Here is a 15,974-nt window from a genome sequence, read left to right on the forward strand (position 1 = left end):
TGCGGCAGAGCTGCGTGCGCAGAAACCTGCGCGAGTCTTGATGTCGACCGACAGATGCGGGATCGACATGATCGAAGTGAAGAGGTCGTCGAGTGATTTCACTTGGGGTCCTTTCGGGTCATGAGAACGGCAAAGATCAGTGCGGTGAAAAGCATTCCACCGAAGAGCATGATGTCGGTCCCCATCAGAGACCGACCGCTGCTTCGAGTTCGGCCTGACGCTCCTGGCGCAGATACAGCGCGAAGTCCTCGCGGAGCTGCTCGTAAACCTGCACGAGGCGAAGCAGCGCATAACGCACCATCACGCTCGCAGCCTCGGGCGGCCACTTCCAACGCTGCGCAATCGCGCCGACCGTCATCTCGCGAACGATCAGATCGCGAAGCAGTGCGCGTTGCACCGGATCGAGGCGCTCGTCGATACGCTTCAAGTTGAGCGCGGCGGTGAGCATGCGGTCGCTCGGGTCGGCCGCTTCGTGACACTCACCCTTCGAGTGCATGCGCTGCGAGTTGACGCCCTCTTGATCGAGCATGCGCTTGTCGTCGGCGGTCAACGGCACGGCCTTCATCAGGTGATCGATGGTCGCCTGCGTGTTCGAGCCGACCTGTGAGATCGCGTGATAGTCGGCGCAGTAGAACTCGGCCGCCATGAACATCGCGTCGGAGATCGGGTTCTTCGGCGTGCGGTAGCGGAGGTAGTCGATGGGGCGGCCGTAGTCCTTGCGGGTGGCGAGAGCGACGCCCTCCGCGTGACGGACACGGACGAGGACGCGGTCGGGATCGGTGCCGTCGAGGACGGCGCGCATCAGCGGCTCAGTCATCAGGACCGGCACCTCACCGCGCCGTCCACTTCCGGGCAGGTGCAGTTCGGGAACGTGCAGTTCGGGCTGACCGCTTGCAGCGCGCCGACCTTCAGCTCGGCGAACTTCGGCTCGCGCTCGGCCTGCCACTGCTCGACGGCCGCGGCGACCGCATCGGCCGAGCCCTGGACCTTGAACACCTCCCGGCTGGTCAGGAGCACGAGCGCGCCGCGCACGGGGCGGCCACCGACCGTCAAGGCGACTTCGCGGATACCGTCGACCCGGTCGGGCCGGAAGTAGACCGGCTCGCCGAGCGGGCCGACGAATTGCAGGAATGTGGACAAGGGGGCCTCGTGCCATGTTGCGGGGTATGTTAGGTTTGTAATCCCACATTCCTCACAAGCGCAAGTTAGGGGGCACAGGCTGATCGACTGAGCGACTGAGAGGCTGGCAGGCTTCCAGACGGAGAGACCTTCCGCCCCTAAGCCCTCTACCCCTCATCCCTTCAGCCCCTCCCTAAAGGGAGAGGGCTGGATTGAAGGGTTGAAGGGTAAGGATAGACATGTCGATTTTTGAAGGGTTGAAGGCTTGAGGGGAATAGCTGAAAGCTCAACGATTTCAGATACCTATACCCTTCAAGCCTTACCCCTCAACCCTTCAAGCCCTCATCGTTCTTACCCTTCAAAGCCCTATTCGGGCGCACCGGCTCGTTGAAGGGTTGAAGGGAATAGCTGAAAGCTCAATGTCCACAAGCACTTACAGTGTTTTAAGCGCTGGCCGAGCGCAAGAAAAAACCGCCCCGAAAGGCGGCTTTGAAGGGTAAGATTGAAGGGTTGAAGGGTTGCAGGTGCAACTATTCTCCCCGCTGGTGAGGGCGCGACAGTGCCAGAGCGGCGCCGGCTTTCTGGCACCAGCCTTGCCCGTGACACCAGCCTGTGTTCTGGCAGTCGGTGCACGCCTCCGACAGCGCAATTCCGATCTTCTGCTCGGCCTTGTGGGGAATTTCTTCGACGATTTCTGAACTGGCGCGAAGGGCCTGCATCAGAAGCTTATCTTCCTCTTGCTTCACTGGCACTGGCTGCGGTTCATTGAGGGCGTGCGTGGTCCATCCGTGGTGCCAGCAAAAAGCAGCGTAGGCGGCAACGTCGCGCGGATCGCCCTTAGCAACATGCTCCAACAACTGGCGCTGGCAATCGGCCTCCCAATTCGGGTCTAGCCAATCATCTTTGCGGCCATACTTACTTTCGGCGGCGCGAAGCTTCTCTAGCAGAGCTGCCGAAAACCGGGTGACAAGATCAGCCAGTGGGTCCACGCGCTTCGCAAAAACTCGTTTGTGAACCGCCAAGCCTCCCTCGCTGCGCACATCGTCTAGTGCCTCTTTCATGATGTCGGCAGAACAGTGCTGGTGAGGGGGTTCGTCTTTAGACATCAGTAGCCTCCTTCTATTGCCGGGCCGCGTCGACCCACAGGGCGACGGAGACCCGCGTGAGCACGTAGATCAGCATCGGGATCGAGACGCCGAGGATGCAGGCAGCGGCGACCACCGGCCAGCCGACCGCGACCGAGGCGAACGCGTAGGCGTTCATCGCAGCCGACACCATGAGTGTTCCGATGATGGTGGGGCCTGCCCACTGCATGATCCTGGCGCGGATCGATTCGCTGGTCGCGCAAAGCTGGCTGATCTCCAAGGCGATGAAGCCAAGGTCGATGCCGACTGCCATGCTCCACGCGTGGCCAGGATCGCTGTGGGTGAGCGCGCCGACACCGGCAGCGAGATGGGACAGGGAGAGCCCCATCAGCACCAGGGCGACGCCTGCGGTCGCGTAGGCCGTGCCGCGCTGGCGGCGCATCTTGCGCTTCCAGGCCACGCTTCGGACGGGCGGTGTTGTGGGGGTGGGGTTCTTCGCCTTCGGCCTCGCGGGCTTCAGGGCGGTGACGGTGGCAGACATTGGCGTTGATCCTTTCGTGAGGTAACGCGCATTACATACCTAACGTGCAGGCGTGAGTCAACGCTGGCCGCCCGCACCATCGCTCGATTTTTCAGTGATGGTCCCCGCGCCCTCTAACGGCGCGGAGAGAACGTCAGCATGCTCGGGCGCTTACCGGAGCCGGGCGTGTAGCGGACCCACCCGTCATCCATTAGCTCGCCCGGCTCGCCGCGGAAGAGCACCTTGCGCAGCTCGCGGGCGTAGTTATCCCCGCTGTCGCGCTTCAACTTGGCGAGCCACTTGATACGCTTTTCCAGCTCCGCAAGTGGGGCCTGCATCTCCTGGCCGACGAGCTTGGAGCATTCCTTCATCGCCTCGCGCACCTCGTGGAGCCGCCCCTGGCGCTCGTCCTCGGCCTTGTTGTTCTGGTCGGGCGTCAGCATGTCCGGTGTCGTGCCGGGCTCTTCGTCGTCGACCGCGTCGAGCGCCTCGCCCTTCGAGTGCGGCTCGATAGGCGCCACGACTACGGAGGTGACCGGGTTGCCCCACTTGTTCTTCACCCCGAGGTCGATGCCTTCGAGCTTGAACAGGTGCAGGCCGCTCTTCGCTTCGTCGCGCATCTTCGGTGCGATGATGGCGAGCTGGCCCGCAGACACGCCGTTGATCTTGCGCTTCTTGGCTTCGTCTGCGGTGATGACTTCGAGGTTGAAGTCTACGTCGGCAATGAGCGCGCTCGATCCACGCGCGCCGAGCATGGTGTCCTTGCCGCTGTGATGGATCAGGATGATGCAGACGCCCTTCTTGCGCGCGAGAGCCCGCAGCGCATTGAGGATGGGCTGTATCTCCTTCATGTCGTTTTCCGCGGCGCCTGCGATGGCCTTAGCGAACGTGTCGAGGAACCCCATCTTCACGCGCATGCCGCCACGAGCGGCGTACATCGCGTTCGCCTTGTCGATTGCCTTCTCAAGCTCCTTGATCGCCTTCGCCAAGTTGAGCCCGAGGTTCGGAATGCCATCGTTGACGACCATCCCGTGCGTGCCGTAGCGTTGCCTGTAGGCATCGAGGCGGTTGAGGAAGCCTTCGCCACCTTCGCCGAAGCAATAGAGCACGCCAGACTGATCGACGTTGCGACCGAACCACTGCTTGCCGCCCACGACGCATTCGCCGAGGTGGATCACCGTGAAGGTCTTACCGACGTTCGAGGCGCCGTGGATCATGCCGAGCTGGCCCGGCACACACACGTTCTCAATGATATGATCGGGCACGATGGCGCGAACGATGTCCGTAGAGAAGAACATCTTGCCGAGCTTCGGGTACGCATCGTCCGCAGCGGAGCTGATGTCCGCTACGGCTTCGCCCTCATCGTCATCTTCGCCCTCGACCGCTTCGAACGCGGAGCCATCGGACTGAGTCTCTTTCTTCAGCCCTTGATTCTTGATCCACTCGCGCGCGATCTGGCGGTCATCGTATTCGCCTGACTTAGGCTTGTCGTCGGTGTATGCGCCCGAGCCTTCCCACTTCGAGAAGAAGATCGAGAGGACTTCCACCGGAAGGTCAGGCCACTCGCGCATGACGTGTCGAGCGGCGAGGAACCGATTAGTTGAACAATCGGGTCCGGGGCTATTGTAGAGGGATCGAAATTCAGTATTCGACGCAAGCAGTCCGTCGAGATCGTAGTCCCCGATAGTGTCTTCAAAGGCATGCTCATACTTGTCCCAATCTGCGTCTTCCAGGCGCTTGATGACCTCGCGCTCTTGGGTGGGGGTGACTTCGTTACCTTGCGCGTCAGCCGCTTGCGCGCCGATCAGCTCGACGATCTCTGCCGGGAGCTGCGGAATCTTCTTGCTTGCAATTGCGCGTAGGAAGTTCAGGCGGTCGGCATCGGAGCCGTACGTCTTGCCGTCCTCGCGAATCGATCCGGGGCCGACGAACTGACCGCCCTGCCCGCGCACGTCGGTGCCATACTGCTTTTTGAGCAGGCCCGCCTTGTTGGTGAATTTGCTCTCGGGGTCGGAGAATACGAAGTGCTGCCCGCCCGACTTCGTCGGGTTGACGGGCACGCCCTCGGGTACGCCGCCGATCTCGGCAAACAGCTCTGCCATCTTGGCAGGGCCGTCGTCCTTCTGGTCGGCATCGAGCACGACCAGCTTTGAAGGACCGCACGAGATCGACGGCACAGCATCCGGGAATTTGCGCCACATGCGCTTGATGACTTCGGGGTCACGAGTGGCGCCTACGTGTGCGGGCTCAACCTCGTGCTTCTCCATGAACTCTTCGACGGCGGCCTCGATCTCGTCCTTCTTCAGTGAGGTGTCCGCGCGATTGTAGCGAGGGATCAACGGCACCTTGCCGTCGCTAGGGAAGACGTAGAGTCCGAGCTGAGCGAACTGAAACGCGTTCTTCCGGTTCCGAGACCTTCGGGCACCTGTGTTATCGACCGCCATTGATTTCCGCTGCGCCCTTTGTTATATCCTGCGCCGACGCTGATTGGCGTTGGCGTCCTTTCGTTGAACAGCCCGCTCACGGTGAACCCGTAGCGGGCTGTTCTTCATTCGCGGGGGACCTGTGAGGTCGTGTTGTCTCACAAATCTAACAACTCGGTCAATTAAAGGGGCATCAAGCCGCCCGCTTGGACCGGCTCTTGTGGAACTCGCTGATGGACTGATCGACCAGCGTCTTGATCCACACGTCCTTCGGCTTCCCGCCCGTCTCGGTCTCCTGGCTGTCGGCCGAGCGCAGCCGCCCCTCGGAGATGTAACGGCGCACGCTCTTGCGGTCGGTCTTGAGCTGATCGCAGATGTACTGCATGTCGACGTAGGTCACGTTCTCGATCATTCCCATCGGCTCGGCCGGGATGAAGCGATCCATCGCGGTGCGATCCGCCGCCGCCACGAGCGAGGTGATCTTGACGCCTTCGGCCTCGAAGCGCGCAATCGCCGGAGCGATATGCAGCTTGATCTCGGCGAGCTGAGCGGTCAGCGTGAACACGTCGGCGTCGGCTTTGCGCCGCGCTTCGGTCTGGTCGACGTAGAGCGCCTCGATCTGCGCGATTCCGAGCAACGCACGCGAGAGCGAGTTGCGCATCGCGTTGGCGGTGGTGAGCAGCTCGTCGACGTGCTTCTGGATTTGCTGCGCTTCTTCCTTCAGGCCGCCGAACAGACGTTTCGCGTTGATCTTGGCGGTGTAGTCTTCGGACTTGGTGATCCCCATAGTCATTCCCCGGTCAATTGATTGTGGAAGGTGATTGGTGTGTGGGCAGCTTAGGCGGGGGGCTATCGACCCACGCGAACCATTGAGCCATCAGGCGATTGAAGCGCTCGGCGATCATCTGGCCGAGATGGCTGGCGACCTCGCGGCCTTCGACCGGATCGCGATGGGACATGCGCCCCATCACGATGCCGAAGCAGCCACCCAGGCCGCACAGTATGGAAGCCTGGGTGTCGTCCGCGGCGATTCGCTGGTCGTAGAAGCGCGTCGTCGCGGCCAAGATGTCGAGCTGCATTTCGAGGATGTCGCAGTAGCACTCAACGTCGGTGACGTTGTGCTCTGCCATGTAGGCGAGGTAGCCTTCGACCGATGACCCATCGTTCATGCGATGGGCACAGATCGCTTGCAGCCGCGCCAGGATCGAGGGGGTGATCTTCGTCACTTCTTCGCGGCCTTCTTCGCGTCTTCCTTGCGAGCGGCAGCGGTCAGGCGGTCGCCTCCGCGGTGCCAGGACTTCTTCGGCTTCTTGTCGGGATCGAGCCGAGTGCCGACAGCGGCACAGCGGTGATTGCGACGGCGCGTCTTGCGACGCTGATTGTCGGCTGCGAACGGCCCGAGCAGGCCGCGGTCTTCGAAGTGCTTGCGCCGTGCCTGCTTCTGTGCGCGGGTCGGCTTCGTCATCTGCACGGAGATGATCTCGCCGGTCGAGTTGCCCTCTTCGTCGAGCGCCACGGTCACGTCGGCGTTCGGCTCATTGATGTTGCGCATGATCTGCGTCAGCGTGATCCCGAGCTGCTGGCGATTCCAGCCGGGGGTGCCGACCGCGTACGGAAAGCGGCGGGGCTTGGGCGCGTTCGGGTTGACCTTCGGCTCGGGCGCGACGCGGGCGGTGATCTGCGCCTTGATCTGTGCTTCTTGCGCCTTGCGCTCCTTGGCGACCTTGCGGTCGTGGCGCGACGGGCGGGGCTTTGCGGAAGTGGCGGTAGTCACTGGCGTTCTCCTTGTGAGGTGACGTTCGTTACAGGGCAGGCACACGGGTGGCGTGAAGTGGAGCCACCCGTGAGTAGTTGATGCGTTAGTCTTCGAACTGCGTGCCGGGCACGATCCATATGGAGCACGACGGCCAGGGCTCTCCGTAGGCGACCACATCAGCACAGAAGATGGTGCTATGCTCCACGTAGATTGCGCCCCACCAATAAGTATCGCCCATTGGTCTCAGGCCGCGTCTGCGGCGTCGGTGGTGCCCGAAGCAGCGGCGGGCGTCACGTCCTGCGCGATGCCGTAGGTCGCCTTCCCCATCAGCGCGAGCAACTGGCTATCATTGGCGGTCGGAGCCGAGAGGCTGACCGCTGCGAGAAGACAGGACTGATCGACCAGCACCGCCTTCGTGATCGCGGCCTCGTCGCCTTCTTCGACAAGCTTCGTGATCGCAGCGTCGCCGCGCGCCGTCATGATGACGAGGGCGGCGCCGAGCATGTTGCCGCTCTCTGCGAGCTGACGGCCGATGGCGGTCATGAGGGTGGAATTGTTTTCGAGAATGACGCGGGCTTCGGTCTTCATTAGAGGTCGTTCCTTCTTTGCTTGGTGGTTGTGAGATGACAGACGTTACAGGCTAGTCGCGAGAAGACGGGTCGTCGGGGTGAGTGCCGGGGATCATCCAGACGCTCTCGGACGGCGAGGTGTGGGTCACGTTCCAGTGGTGCTCGTAGACGACGTACAATTGGCCATCGGTGCCGAAGCTGACATCGATGCGCATTCCGCAAGGCTGCGGCATGGCCAGTGATCCTTTGTGCTGAGTGATGCTTGAGAGGCGCGGTCCCCACCGGCCTGTGTTCGATTTCCCCAATGTGTGAGGTTATGCGCCTAACAAATCCGACAGTCAAGATAGCGCGTCGTCGTCGGCCGAAATATTTTTGCTCACCCTACGGGACATCGGCGCCGCGCTGATCGCCCGCACCATAGCGACGATGGGATCGGCGGCGTCCGCAGTCGAATAGTGCCCTGCCCGGCTCGCTGATGCGAACACTGCCGAGAAGCCTTTGTCCTTCACCGCAACGGAGAGATGAACGAACTCTCCGCGCGCCAGCGCATCGTTGATAGCCTGTTCCAGTGTGCTCATGGCGTCGTTCCTTTCGGTTGCCGACTCGACGTTGTGAGTCGTGTGATTCGCGTACCTCACACGACTCACAAACGCAATCCCCGGTTTCGTACGGCGTGCCCCGTTAATTGACATTCATGCGCGAACCTACGTAAGGACAATGCACATTACAAACCTTCGGGGCATAACAACCATGCAACCCTACTCGGCGTACCTGGGGATCGACCTCGGGACACACTGCGGCTTTGCCCGCTTCGACCAGCTCGGCAACGGCGGGTCCTACATGTCGGGGGCATGGGACTTCTCAGTCACCCGATTCGATTCGCCCCACGTCCGCTACGAACGGTTCGGCAAGCAGCTCGACGAGCACTTCGCTCTCGGGGTGACGAAGGTCTTCTACGAAAAGGTTCTGCGCCACCGCGGCACCACGGCCGCCCACGTCTATGGCGCCTTCCTGAACAAGCTGCACGAGAAGTGCGCTGAACATGGCGTGCCCTTCGAGGGGCTGAGCGTCCAAGAGATCAAGAAGTTCGCCACCGGCAAAGGCAACGCGGGCAAAGACCTGATCGGCAAAGCCTGCGAGCGGTGGGGCTTCCATCCGAAGTCTGAAGACGAAGCAGACGCGCTCGCGATCCTGCGATGCGCCATGGAGACCAAGCTGTGACATCTGAAACCGTAACGATGACAGACCGCACGCCGGTCTCGATCTGGAAGAAGCTCAACCCGCTGTGGTGGCTGGTCGGCCCCGATGGGTGGGATGTCCCGACCGTCAACAACGGCGAGCCCTATCTGCCCGAGGTCACCAACATCTGGCTGCGCCGCTTCTATTGGTTCATCTGCCGCAACCCGCTGATGAACTTCGTCGGCTACGTGCTTGGCGTCGAGGACAATAACTACCGTGTCACCGGCCCGGCGCCCGTGCTCGCGACCACCGGCCGAGACACCTCGCCGCCGACGATGGGCTGGCGATGGGCGGTGCTTTGGCCGCAGCTCAGCCCGGCCGCGATGATCCTGGCTGTCGTGTGGCTCGCCCTGGCGCAGATCGCCCACCCGGCGTTCTACGCGCTGTGGCTTTGGGCTTCGCTGAAGGCGTTCGGGCCGCTGCCCTTCCTGTCCTACTTCAACGGCAAGCTCGAATTTTACTGCGGCTGGCGCCCGGCCTCGGGCGGGTTCGGTACGAAGATCGTCTCGCACAAGGAAGGCTGACCGATGTTCATCACCATCGCCATAACCCTATGCCATCTGACCGGCACCGCCCCCTGCGTCGACGAGATCGTCACGGATAGCAGCCTGGATGACACGCTGACCTTGCAGAGCTGCATGCTCGGCCAGCCCATGATCGCGAAGTGGATGTCGGAGCACCCGACCTACCGCACCGGCTACCGTGTTGAGCGCTGGCGCTGCGTGCCGGGCAAGTACCAGAAAAAGAGCGATGTCTGAGAGCCTGACAGCAAAGCAACGCGAGACTCTTCGCTGTGTCGCGGAGGGCCGTGTCGGGCTCGCACAGCGGTACCTAGGCTGGCGGCATGTCCCGTACTGGATAGGTTACGGCCGGGACCTGACGTGCCAGATCAAGGCGTTGCAAAAGCGCGATCTCGTGCGGATGCGATTTAACGACCGCACTGTTCGACTCACCCTGGCCGGAGCGTTCGAGCTTTTCTTCGACGCGGCCGAAATGCTCGCACCCGGCAACGGCATCACGCTTTCACCCAATGTGCAACGCCACATTAAGGCGTTTTGGGGAACGGGGAAGTTCACGCCTTGAGAGAGCTTCGCCCTTTCCAGCGCGAGGACGGTGAATACGTCTCGCGCCAATTCGCCACGCTTGTAGCTCACGAGCCCCGCGTCGGTAAAACCAACATCGCGATCCACGGCTCCGATCTGGTCGAGGCCAGGATCGTCGTGGTCGTGTGCCCGGCCGCCGTCAAGGACAACTGGCGCGAAGCGATCATGGAGTTTCGGCGCGGCGGGTGGTGGGCGATCATCGTCAGCTACAACAAAGCGAATCGCATCCTCAAGGTGCTCCGCGGCAAGAAGTACGTGCTCGTGATCGACGAGTGCCACTATGCCAAGGAACGGTCGACCGGCCGCACGAAGGCGGTGTACGGGACACTCTGCGACAAGATCGGCGGCCTCGCTGAGTACGCGACCAACATCATCCTGCTGACCGGCACGCCGATGCCCAACAACCCGACCGAGCTGTGGCCGATGCTGCGCTGCTGCGCGCCGCATCTGATCGACAACGGGCGGGGCAAGCCGATGTCGTGGTCGAGCTTCCGCGACCGCTACTGCAAGATGATAAATACGCCCTTCGGCGTGAAGATCGCAGGGTCGAAGAACTATACGGAGCTGAAGCAGAAGCTGAAGGGCTTCGTGATTCGGCGCACGCGTCAAAGCGTGTTCGGGCGAGACATGCTGCCGCCCACCAATGTCTACGTCCGCGCAGGCTCGGCCGATGCCAAGGAGCTGACGGCACTGATGCAGTCCGACCAGGGCCGCGCAGTCGCGGAGGCGCTGCAATCGAACAACCCGCTCAAGGCGCTCGCCAAGCAGGAGAAGCACGTCGCGAGCCTGCGCAAGCTGTTCGGGCTGGCGAAGGTCCCCGGCGTGGTCGAGCTGGTGAAGGAAGAGCTGAAGTCTGACCCCAAAGCGAAGATCGTCCTCTTCGCCTACCACCACGTTGTGATCGATGCGCTCCGGCAGAACCTGAAGGAGTTCGGTGTCGAGAGCTTCGACGGCCGCACGACCGACGACCGCAAGGTGCGGATCAAGAAGCGCTTCCAGACCGATCCGAAGTGCCGCGTTGTCGTCGGCCAGCTCACCGCCATGGGCGTCGGCCTCGACTTCAGCGCAGCCAACGACGTGTTGTTCGTCGAGCAATCATGGGTGGGGGATGATAACGAGCAGGCCCGCTCGCGTATCTTCAACATGAACTCGCCCGAGCCGAAGTTCACGCGGTTCGTCGTGCTCCTGGGGTCGCTCGACGAGCAGATCAGCGCAGCGTGCTCGCGCAAACTGAGTGACTCGAAGAAATTGTTCTCGTGACCATGCCCCATAAATTGACCTCATTGTGAGGTCTGTGAGATTACAAATCATCGAAACCGGAGATAGCGATGCGACTGCCTTCATTCATCACTGAGAGACTTTACGCCCGCATGGTTCGCGTCATGGCGTCTCGCGCGCCGGACGTGCTGATTGGTCGTGACCCGGAAGGCAAGCACAGCGATCCGTACATGAAGCGCTGGCACGTCATCCCCCGCAACAAGCATTTCAACATCTATCTGCACAACTACTACCACGATGACGACCGCATCCTGCACTCGCATCCGTGGTGGTCGGTCTCGATCATGTTGCGAGGCCATCTGCGAGAGTTCTTCACGCGCACCGCGGAAGGCGCCAACCGGCCCGAGACCCATCACGTTCGCGACGTGACCGATGGCAAGGTCGTCTGGCGCAGCGCCGACATGTTTCACCGGCTCGAAGTTGCGGAGGTCGGCACGACGACGCTCTTCATCACCGGACCCAAGATCAAGACGTGGTACTTCGCGTGCAAGCGCGGCTTGGTCGAATGGACCCAATTCGTCTCGCAGCGTGACAAGGGCCAAGTCGGCCGAGGCTGCGGCGAAGACGACCACTACGTTTGACTCGGTCGTTAGTTCTGTAACCTCACAAACCCCGAAAGGACCCCATGTTCGAAGTCACCATCAAAGGCAACTCGATTGCCGAGCTGTTCAAGAATGCCACCGCCATCGTCGGCGCGCTGGCCCCGACCGTTCCGGGCGCCGAGCCGTCCCCGCTGAGCCCGACCGAGCAGTCGCGTCTCCGCGCTGACGCCACCGTCGTCCCGCCGAAGGACAAGGCTGCTGCGAAGGCCGCCGCCAAGGCCGCGAAGGAAGCCGAAGAGGCCGCCAAGAAAGCCGCCGAGCAGAGCGATGACGACGCGCTCGAAGAGGGCACCGCGGACGATGACGCGCTCGAAGACGGCAACGACGGCGAGGCCGAAGAGCTGACGAACGAGGACGTGAAGAACCTCTTGCTCGAAGTGCGCAAGGCGTATCCGTCCAAGAACACGATCATCTCCGAGATCGTCAAGGAGCACGGCAAGGCGGCGAAGATCAGTGAGGTCGACGCCAAGTACCTCCCGGCCATCGCGAAGAAGGCCCGCGAGCTGCTCGCCAAGGCGAAGAAGTAACCAGCGACACCTAGCGCCCCGGCCCTCACTCAACAGGGCGGGGCGCCCCACCCTTCCTTCGGAGCGACCATGCGTAAAGCAGACACCTATCGCGGCGCACGCCGCAACGCCGTTCGTGGACGTAGCTCTCTGCGCAGATGGCGCCACGCACTTCACCACGATGTCGCCAACGGTATCGCTAACCTCGAAGCGCGTGCCACCATGGCGAATGAAGCTCGCGAGGCCGCTTCGAAGGCTTTGGTCGAGCACGGCATCCTTGGCTATCGCCGCCGAGAAGACGTGGTCCTGTCCGCGTTCGTCGACTTCTACAGCAAGCAGAAACCCACCCGCAGCGTCAGCCGCATCATGCGCGAGCTGAACCGTCAGAAGCGCGCTGCCTAACGGAGAGCCTCATGTCACTCGCACGCAATACCGACATCGACACGTCCCAGGCCGCCGCGGCGAACATCACCGCGCAGCTCCATACGATCCAGCGTGAAGTGCTGGAAGCGTTCACGAAGCTCGGCTCGATGACCGACAAGACCCTCAACGGCCTGTTCTCGGACAAGGGCTACGCGGAGTCGACCGTCCGCAAGCGCCGCTCTGAGCTGACCGCGCTCGGCTACATCAAGGACACCGGCCTGCGCGACGGCCGTCACGCTGTGTGGGAGCTGGCTTGAGCGTCAAGCGCCGATATTGGGAGGACTTCGAGACGGGGCGTCGTGGCTTCACCGATGGTGACTTGCCCGATGGCCCGCTCGTCGAAGAGATCAGCGCGGTCGAGTTCTACGAGCGCGAGACTGATGCGCTTCGCTGCGTCTGCGGCAAGCTCGACATGGACGGCAAGCGCTGCGCGTTCGGTGCATCGCATAGGACACTGGCTTCAATCGACGACGAGGCGCTCTCTTGACCATACAGGCCCACGCATCGCGCTCACATTCGAAGCTCGGCCCGTCTGCCGCCTCGCGGTGGATGGTGTGCGCGGGCTCGGTTGGCATGTCTGAGGGCCAGGAGAATCGCAGCACCGTCTTCGCGCTCGAAGGCACGGCCGCGCACGAGTTCAACGAGTTCATCATCAGCAACGGCTACGACCCGCACGACTTCCTGGGTGGGGCTGTCGACCTTGAGGCCGACGACAAGAGCATGGCGTTCTTGCGCGAGGGCCACAATCACGAGATCGACCGCGAGCGCTTCTTCGCCATCGACGAAGAGATGGTCGAGGGCTGTCAGATGACGCTCGACGTGATCGAGCAGCACTACAGCCGCGTCGACGGCGATCTGCTGATGCTCGAAACGCGCCTCGATATGAGCTTCATCCACCCGAAGCTCTTCGGCACGGGCGACATCCTGATCTACAAGCGCAAGGCCCGCAAGCTGATCGTGCTCGATTACAAGTACGGCAGCGGCCACGTCGTCGAGGTCAACGACAACCCGCAGGTTTGGACCTACGGCGTCGGCGCCCTGAAGCTCTTCGAGCACGAAGGGGTCGACACCGTCGAGTTCGTCATCATCCAGCCGCGCGCCTTCCATCGTCACGGTCCCGTCCGTTCGCAAGAGATCGACGTGATCGACCTGATGATCTTCGAAGGGCTTCTCGCAGAGAAGGCGGCTGCGACCGACGACGAGGATGCCCCGCTGGTTGCGGGCGAGCACTGCAAATTCTGCCCGGCCGCCTGGGGCTGCGACACGCTGCGCGCGTTCGTCATGGAGACCATCGGCGTCCGTCTGAAGAAATCCCGCGAGCTGACGGAGGACGATTTGCCTCGCATTACCGACATGACCCCCGCGCGCCTCGGCCGCATCGTGCGAGAGGTTCGCATCCTTGAGGGCTGGCTGAAGCGTGTCATGCAGCACGCCCACAACGAAGCCCTGGAAGGCCGAGTGCCCGATGGCACAAAGCTGGTCGACAAGCGCGCGTATCGCAAGTTCACGGCGAGCGAAGACGAGATCGTGGCGCTGCTCGACCTCGAAGGGCTCGACGAGGACGCGTACATGAAGGAGCCGAAGATGCTGACGCTCGCTCAGCTCGAAAAGGTTCTCGGCAAGAAGCGCTTCCACGCCCTGTTCGGCGCCGAGGATGACGCGTTCAAAATGTGGAAGAAGGAATCGAGCGGCTACGTGCTCGCCGACGCGGAGGATGCGCGCGAGGCCGTGAAGCTCGACAAGAGCGACAACTTCGATGCAGTGGAGGATGAAGAATGACGACCGAAGTAGGCGCGTCCACACAAGGGCGCAAACTAATCAAGGTGTATCAAGACGCCTGCGAGCGTAAAAGTGTTGCCGAGCGCGAGCTTAACTCCGCGGCGGTAACCAAAGCCAACGCGCGCAACGCTCTGGTGCGGTGGATGCTGCCCCACGATGCCAAACCGGGAGAAAAGTTCTCGGTGTGGGACCGAGATAAATATGAGAATGAGTGTCTGTTTGAAGTGACGGCACCCGGTGACGGCCGCGAAGCTACTGTGGTTCTGCGCTACCGCAAATAATCGCATTGGGTTTCGTCTGCACCCGCCCCTTGAGTGGGGGAAAGCGGCGACGTGTGGCTCGCACGTAAGGTCTGTGAGCTACGCGACCTAAGACATAGGAGGGTAAAACCCAAATGGCCAAATACGACCTGAACAAGTGGACCTACATCGAGGACGAAGACCGCTGGATGACGCCGAAGGTGCGTCTGACCTTCGTTGCCATCGCTAAGAAGTTCAAGGCGAAGGACGCGAAGCCGGACGACGATGGCTCGTACTGCGCGACCTTCATCGACCGCCCGTCGACTGACAAGACCGCCGTCAAGAAGGCGATCACGAAGCTGTCGAAGGAGACCTTCAAGGACAAGAAGGGCAATCCGATCGATGTCCTCGATCCCGACAAGCGCGGCAAAATCCGCACCCCGTTCCTCGACGCGGAGCAGGAGCTGTCGGACATCACCTCGAAGGGTGAGCCGGTCGACCTCGAAGGCTGGAACATGGTGCGCCCGAACGCCTACTCGAAGCGCCCCATCGTGAAGAACAGCCAGGGCGAGGTGCTCGATCTCGACGACATCCAGACGGAAGTCTACTCGGGTCGTTGGGCGCGGCTGATCCTTCAGATGAAGGAATACAACCGTCCCGACAACAAGGGCATCAAGTTCTACGTCGACTGCATCCAGCTCCTGTCGAACGATGACAACATCGGCGGCGGTGGCGGATCGAAGGGTGAAGCCTTCGAGGCCGTGGATGACGAAGACGAAGAGTCCTCGGACGATGCGCTCGACTGATGGGTGACCTCGAACACGAAACGGCGAACGCCGACCACGGAGCCCTCAAGGGCTTCGTGGAGCGTCTCTTCAATCTGGAAAAAGATTTCGAGGACGTGAAGGCGGAATACAAGGACGCCACCAAAGACCTGAAAGCCGAGATCAAGTCGCGCACCGACGAGACCGGCGTCAACGTCAAGCAGGTGGTCGACCTCGTGAAGATTCGCATGAACGAGCAGGCCGCGCTCGAAGAGCAGGAAGAGATGGAAGCGAACATGGAGCTGTACCGCTCCGTGTACGGTTTCGCCCCTCCCCCGCCTCCCGAGGACGATGAAGACGACGAGGAAGTCAACGACGATGACGCCTTGGGCTGATGCCCCCTAACTTGATCTTGTGAGGTTTGTTAGCTTACAGTTTAGGTACTGACCAAGTGAGCAGCGAACGTTCACCTAGATCAGGAGGTCGTCATGACACCCGCCGCGTAAAGCGCGGCAGTTCGGACGGGAGTGGCTACCAAGCCGCTCCCGTTCTCGCATCACGAAGGGAAA

At 61.8% G+C, this 15,974-nt stretch carries 25 protein-coding genes; 14 read left to right on the forward strand and 11 right to left on the reverse strand.

Going from position 1 to position 15,974, the window contains the following annotated elements; all coding sequences use genetic code 11:
* Positions 1–184: 184 nt before the first annotated feature.
* From AC0L30_RS25170 to AC0L30_RS25220, 11 genes are all read right to left on the reverse strand, one after another.
* Positions 185–817, reverse strand: coding sequence for a DUF6456 domain-containing protein (locus tag AC0L30_RS25170; protein WP_473405448.1), 633 nt, complete (start codon positions 815–817; stop codon positions 185–187).
* Positions 817–1,140, reverse strand: coding sequence for a hypothetical protein (locus AC0L30_RS25175; RefSeq protein ID WP_473405449.1), 324 nt, complete (start codon positions 1,138–1,140; stop codon positions 817–819). Before AC0L30_RS25175 ends, AC0L30_RS25170 begins: the two co-directional genes overlap by 1 nt.
* A 509-nt stretch (positions 1,141–1,649) precedes the next feature.
* Positions 1,650–2,225 carry a hypothetical protein gene (locus tag AC0L30_RS25180; protein ID WP_473405450.1) on the reverse strand — a complete coding sequence of 192 codons (576 nt, stop codon included), beginning with the start codon at positions 2,223–2,225 and terminating at the stop codon, positions 1,650–1,652.
* A 13-nt stretch (positions 2,226–2,238) separates the two neighbouring features.
* Positions 2,239–2,745 (reverse strand): hypothetical protein, encoded by a 507-nt coding sequence (locus AC0L30_RS25185; protein WP_473405451.1) that lies wholly within the window; start codon positions 2,743–2,745, stop codon positions 2,239–2,241.
* Positions 2,746–2,858: 113 nt separating this feature from the next.
* Entirely contained in the window at positions 2,859–5,168 is a 2,310-nt protein-coding gene (locus tag AC0L30_RS25190) for an AAA family ATPase (RefSeq protein WP_473405452.1), read from the reverse strand.
* Between the two features lie 172 nt (positions 5,169–5,340).
* The gene (locus AC0L30_RS25195) at positions 5,341–5,934 is read right to left on the reverse strand and encodes a hypothetical protein (RefSeq protein WP_473405453.1); all 594 of its coding nucleotides are present in this window, start codon (positions 5,932–5,934) and stop codon (positions 5,341–5,343) included.
* Between the two features lie 13 nt (positions 5,935–5,947).
* A complete protein-coding gene (locus tag AC0L30_RS25200) occupies positions 5,948–6,373 on the reverse strand; it encodes a hypothetical protein (RefSeq protein WP_473405454.1) in 426 nt (141 codons plus the stop codon).
* Positions 6,370–6,921, reverse strand: a complete 552-nt coding sequence (locus AC0L30_RS25205) for a hypothetical protein (RefSeq protein ID WP_473405455.1) — start codon at positions 6,919–6,921, stop codon at positions 6,370–6,372. Before AC0L30_RS25205 ends, AC0L30_RS25200 begins: the two co-directional genes overlap by 4 nt.
* A 225-nt stretch (positions 6,922–7,146) precedes the next feature.
* Entirely contained in the window at positions 7,147–7,491 is a 345-nt protein-coding gene (locus AC0L30_RS25210) for a hypothetical protein (RefSeq protein ID WP_473405456.1), read from the reverse strand.
* Positions 7,492–7,543: 52 nt separating this feature from the next.
* Positions 7,544–7,705, reverse strand: a complete 162-nt coding sequence (locus AC0L30_RS25215; protein WP_473405457.1) for a hypothetical protein — start codon at positions 7,703–7,705, stop codon at positions 7,544–7,546.
* 105 nt (positions 7,706–7,810) lie between these two features.
* The gene (locus AC0L30_RS25220; protein WP_473405458.1) at positions 7,811–8,050 is read right to left on the reverse strand and encodes a hypothetical protein; all 240 of its coding nucleotides are present in this window, start codon (positions 8,048–8,050) and stop codon (positions 7,811–7,813) included.
* Positions 8,051–8,222: 172 nt separating this feature from the next.
* On the opposite strand from AC0L30_RS25220, the gene AC0L30_RS25225 reads away from it, so the two are divergent.
* The 14 genes from AC0L30_RS25225 to AC0L30_RS25290 all read left to right on the forward strand — a co-directional run bounded on the left by AC0L30_RS25225 (position 8,223) and on the right by AC0L30_RS25290 (position 15,800).
* The gene (locus tag AC0L30_RS25225; protein WP_473405459.1) at positions 8,223–8,693 is read left to right on the forward strand and encodes a hypothetical protein; all 471 of its coding nucleotides are present in this window, start codon (positions 8,223–8,225) and stop codon (positions 8,691–8,693) included.
* Positions 8,694–8,710: 17 nt separating this feature from the next.
* Positions 8,711–9,235: a hypothetical protein gene (locus AC0L30_RS25230; protein ID WP_473405460.1), complete on the forward strand. Its 525-nt coding sequence runs from the start codon at positions 8,711–8,713 to the stop codon at positions 9,233–9,235.
* Between the two features lie 3 nt (positions 9,236–9,238).
* A complete protein-coding gene (locus tag AC0L30_RS25235; RefSeq protein WP_473405461.1) occupies positions 9,239–9,469 on the forward strand; it encodes a hypothetical protein in 231 nt (76 codons plus the stop codon).
* On the forward strand, positions 9,462–9,794 hold the full coding sequence (locus AC0L30_RS25240; protein WP_473405462.1) for a hypothetical protein: 333 nt from the start codon (positions 9,462–9,464) through the stop codon (positions 9,792–9,794). The genes AC0L30_RS25235 and AC0L30_RS25240 overlap by 8 nt, the downstream gene beginning before the upstream one ends.
* On the forward strand, positions 9,791–11,074 hold the full coding sequence (locus AC0L30_RS25245) for an SNF2-related protein (protein WP_473405463.1): 1,284 nt from the start codon (positions 9,791–9,793) through the stop codon (positions 11,072–11,074). Before AC0L30_RS25240 ends, AC0L30_RS25245 begins: the two co-directional genes overlap by 4 nt.
* 68 nt (positions 11,075–11,142) lie before the next feature.
* On the forward strand, positions 11,143–11,673 hold the full coding sequence (locus AC0L30_RS25250) for a hypothetical protein (protein ID WP_473405465.1): 531 nt from the start codon (positions 11,143–11,145) through the stop codon (positions 11,671–11,673).
* 44 nt (positions 11,674–11,717) lie between these two features.
* A complete protein-coding gene (locus AC0L30_RS25255) occupies positions 11,718–12,221 on the forward strand; it encodes a hypothetical protein (protein WP_473405466.1) in 504 nt (167 codons plus the stop codon).
* A gap of 69 nt (positions 12,222–12,290) precedes the next feature.
* Positions 12,291–12,602, forward strand: a complete 312-nt coding sequence (locus tag AC0L30_RS25260) for a hypothetical protein (protein WP_473405467.1) — start codon at positions 12,291–12,293, stop codon at positions 12,600–12,602.
* 11 nt (positions 12,603–12,613) lie between these two features.
* Positions 12,614–12,880, forward strand: coding sequence for a hypothetical protein (locus AC0L30_RS25265; protein WP_473405468.1), 267 nt, complete (start codon positions 12,614–12,616; stop codon positions 12,878–12,880).
* Positions 12,877–13,110, forward strand: a complete 234-nt coding sequence (locus AC0L30_RS25270) for a hypothetical protein (protein ID WP_473405469.1) — start codon at positions 12,877–12,879, stop codon at positions 13,108–13,110. The genes AC0L30_RS25265 and AC0L30_RS25270 overlap by 4 nt, the downstream gene beginning before the upstream one ends.
* The gene (locus AC0L30_RS25275) at positions 13,107–14,402 is read left to right on the forward strand and encodes a DUF2800 domain-containing protein (RefSeq protein ID WP_473405470.1); all 1,296 of its coding nucleotides are present in this window, start codon (positions 13,107–13,109) and stop codon (positions 14,400–14,402) included. The genes AC0L30_RS25270 and AC0L30_RS25275 overlap by 4 nt, the downstream gene beginning before the upstream one ends.
* A complete protein-coding gene (locus AC0L30_RS25280; RefSeq protein WP_473405471.1) occupies positions 14,399–14,683 on the forward strand; it encodes a hypothetical protein in 285 nt (94 codons plus the stop codon). The genes AC0L30_RS25275 and AC0L30_RS25280 overlap by 4 nt, the downstream gene beginning before the upstream one ends.
* 113 nt (positions 14,684–14,796) lie before the next feature.
* Positions 14,797–15,447, forward strand: coding sequence for an ssDNA-binding protein (locus AC0L30_RS25285; protein WP_473405472.1), 651 nt, complete (start codon positions 14,797–14,799; stop codon positions 15,445–15,447).
* The gene (locus tag AC0L30_RS25290) at positions 15,447–15,800 is read left to right on the forward strand and encodes a GapR family DNA-binding domain-containing protein (protein WP_473405473.1); all 354 of its coding nucleotides are present in this window, start codon (positions 15,447–15,449) and stop codon (positions 15,798–15,800) included. Before AC0L30_RS25285 ends, AC0L30_RS25290 begins: the two co-directional genes overlap by 1 nt.
* Positions 15,801–15,974 lie beyond the last annotated feature (174 nt).

The organism is Bradyrhizobium sp. MI1.11, from assembly GCF_055811255.1.

Bases quoted from the DNA above. Each gene is read 5' to 3' on its own strand.
- AC0L30_RS25170 (WP_473405448.1), bottom strand. From the start codon at position 817: ATGACTGAGCCGCTGATGCGCGCCGTCCTCGACGGCACCGATCCCGAC.
- AC0L30_RS25180 (WP_473405450.1), bottom strand. From the start codon at position 2,225: ATGTCTAAAGACGAACCCCCTCACCAGCACTGTTCTGCCGACATCATG.
- AC0L30_RS25185 (WP_473405451.1), bottom strand. From the start codon at position 2,745: ATGTCTGCCACCGTCACCGCCCTGAAGCCCGCGAGGCCGAAGGCGAAG.
- AC0L30_RS25190 (WP_473405452.1), bottom strand. From the start codon at position 5,168: ATGGCGGTCGATAACACAGGTGCCCGAAGGTCTCGGAACCGGAAGAAC.
- AC0L30_RS25195 (WP_473405453.1), bottom strand. From the start codon at position 5,934: ATGGGGATCACCAAGTCCGAAGACTACACCGCCAAGATCAACGCGAAA.
- AC0L30_RS25210 (WP_473405456.1), bottom strand. From the start codon at position 7,491: ATGAAGACCGAAGCCCGCGTCATTCTCGAAAACAATTCCACCCTCATG.
- AC0L30_RS25215 (WP_473405457.1), bottom strand. From the start codon at position 7,705: ATGCCGCAGCCTTGCGGAATGCGCATCGATGTCAGCTTCGGCACCGAT.
- AC0L30_RS25220 (WP_473405458.1), bottom strand. From the start codon at position 8,050: ATGAGCACACTGGAACAGGCTATCAACGATGCGCTGGCGCGCGGAGAG.
- AC0L30_RS25225 (WP_473405459.1), top strand. From the start codon at position 8,223: ATGCAACCCTACTCGGCGTACCTGGGGATCGACCTCGGGACACACTGC.
- AC0L30_RS25230 (WP_473405460.1), top strand. From the start codon at position 8,711: ATGACAGACCGCACGCCGGTCTCGATCTGGAAGAAGCTCAACCCGCTG.
- AC0L30_RS25235 (WP_473405461.1), top strand. From the start codon at position 9,239: ATGTTCATCACCATCGCCATAACCCTATGCCATCTGACCGGCACCGCC.
- AC0L30_RS25240 (WP_473405462.1), top strand. From the start codon at position 9,462: ATGTCTGAGAGCCTGACAGCAAAGCAACGCGAGACTCTTCGCTGTGTC.
- AC0L30_RS25250 (WP_473405465.1), top strand. From the start codon at position 11,143: ATGCGACTGCCTTCATTCATCACTGAGAGACTTTACGCCCGCATGGTT.
- AC0L30_RS25255 (WP_473405466.1), top strand. From the start codon at position 11,718: ATGTTCGAAGTCACCATCAAAGGCAACTCGATTGCCGAGCTGTTCAAG.
- AC0L30_RS25260 (WP_473405467.1), top strand. From the start codon at position 12,291: ATGCGTAAAGCAGACACCTATCGCGGCGCACGCCGCAACGCCGTTCGT.
- AC0L30_RS25265 (WP_473405468.1), top strand. From the start codon at position 12,614: ATGTCACTCGCACGCAATACCGACATCGACACGTCCCAGGCCGCCGCG.
- AC0L30_RS25280 (WP_473405471.1), top strand. From the start codon at position 14,399: ATGACGACCGAAGTAGGCGCGTCCACACAAGGGCGCAAACTAATCAAG.
- AC0L30_RS25285 (WP_473405472.1), top strand. From the start codon at position 14,797: ATGGCCAAATACGACCTGAACAAGTGGACCTACATCGAGGACGAAGAC.
- AC0L30_RS25290 (WP_473405473.1), top strand. From the start codon at position 15,447: ATGGGTGACCTCGAACACGAAACGGCGAACGCCGACCACGGAGCCCTC.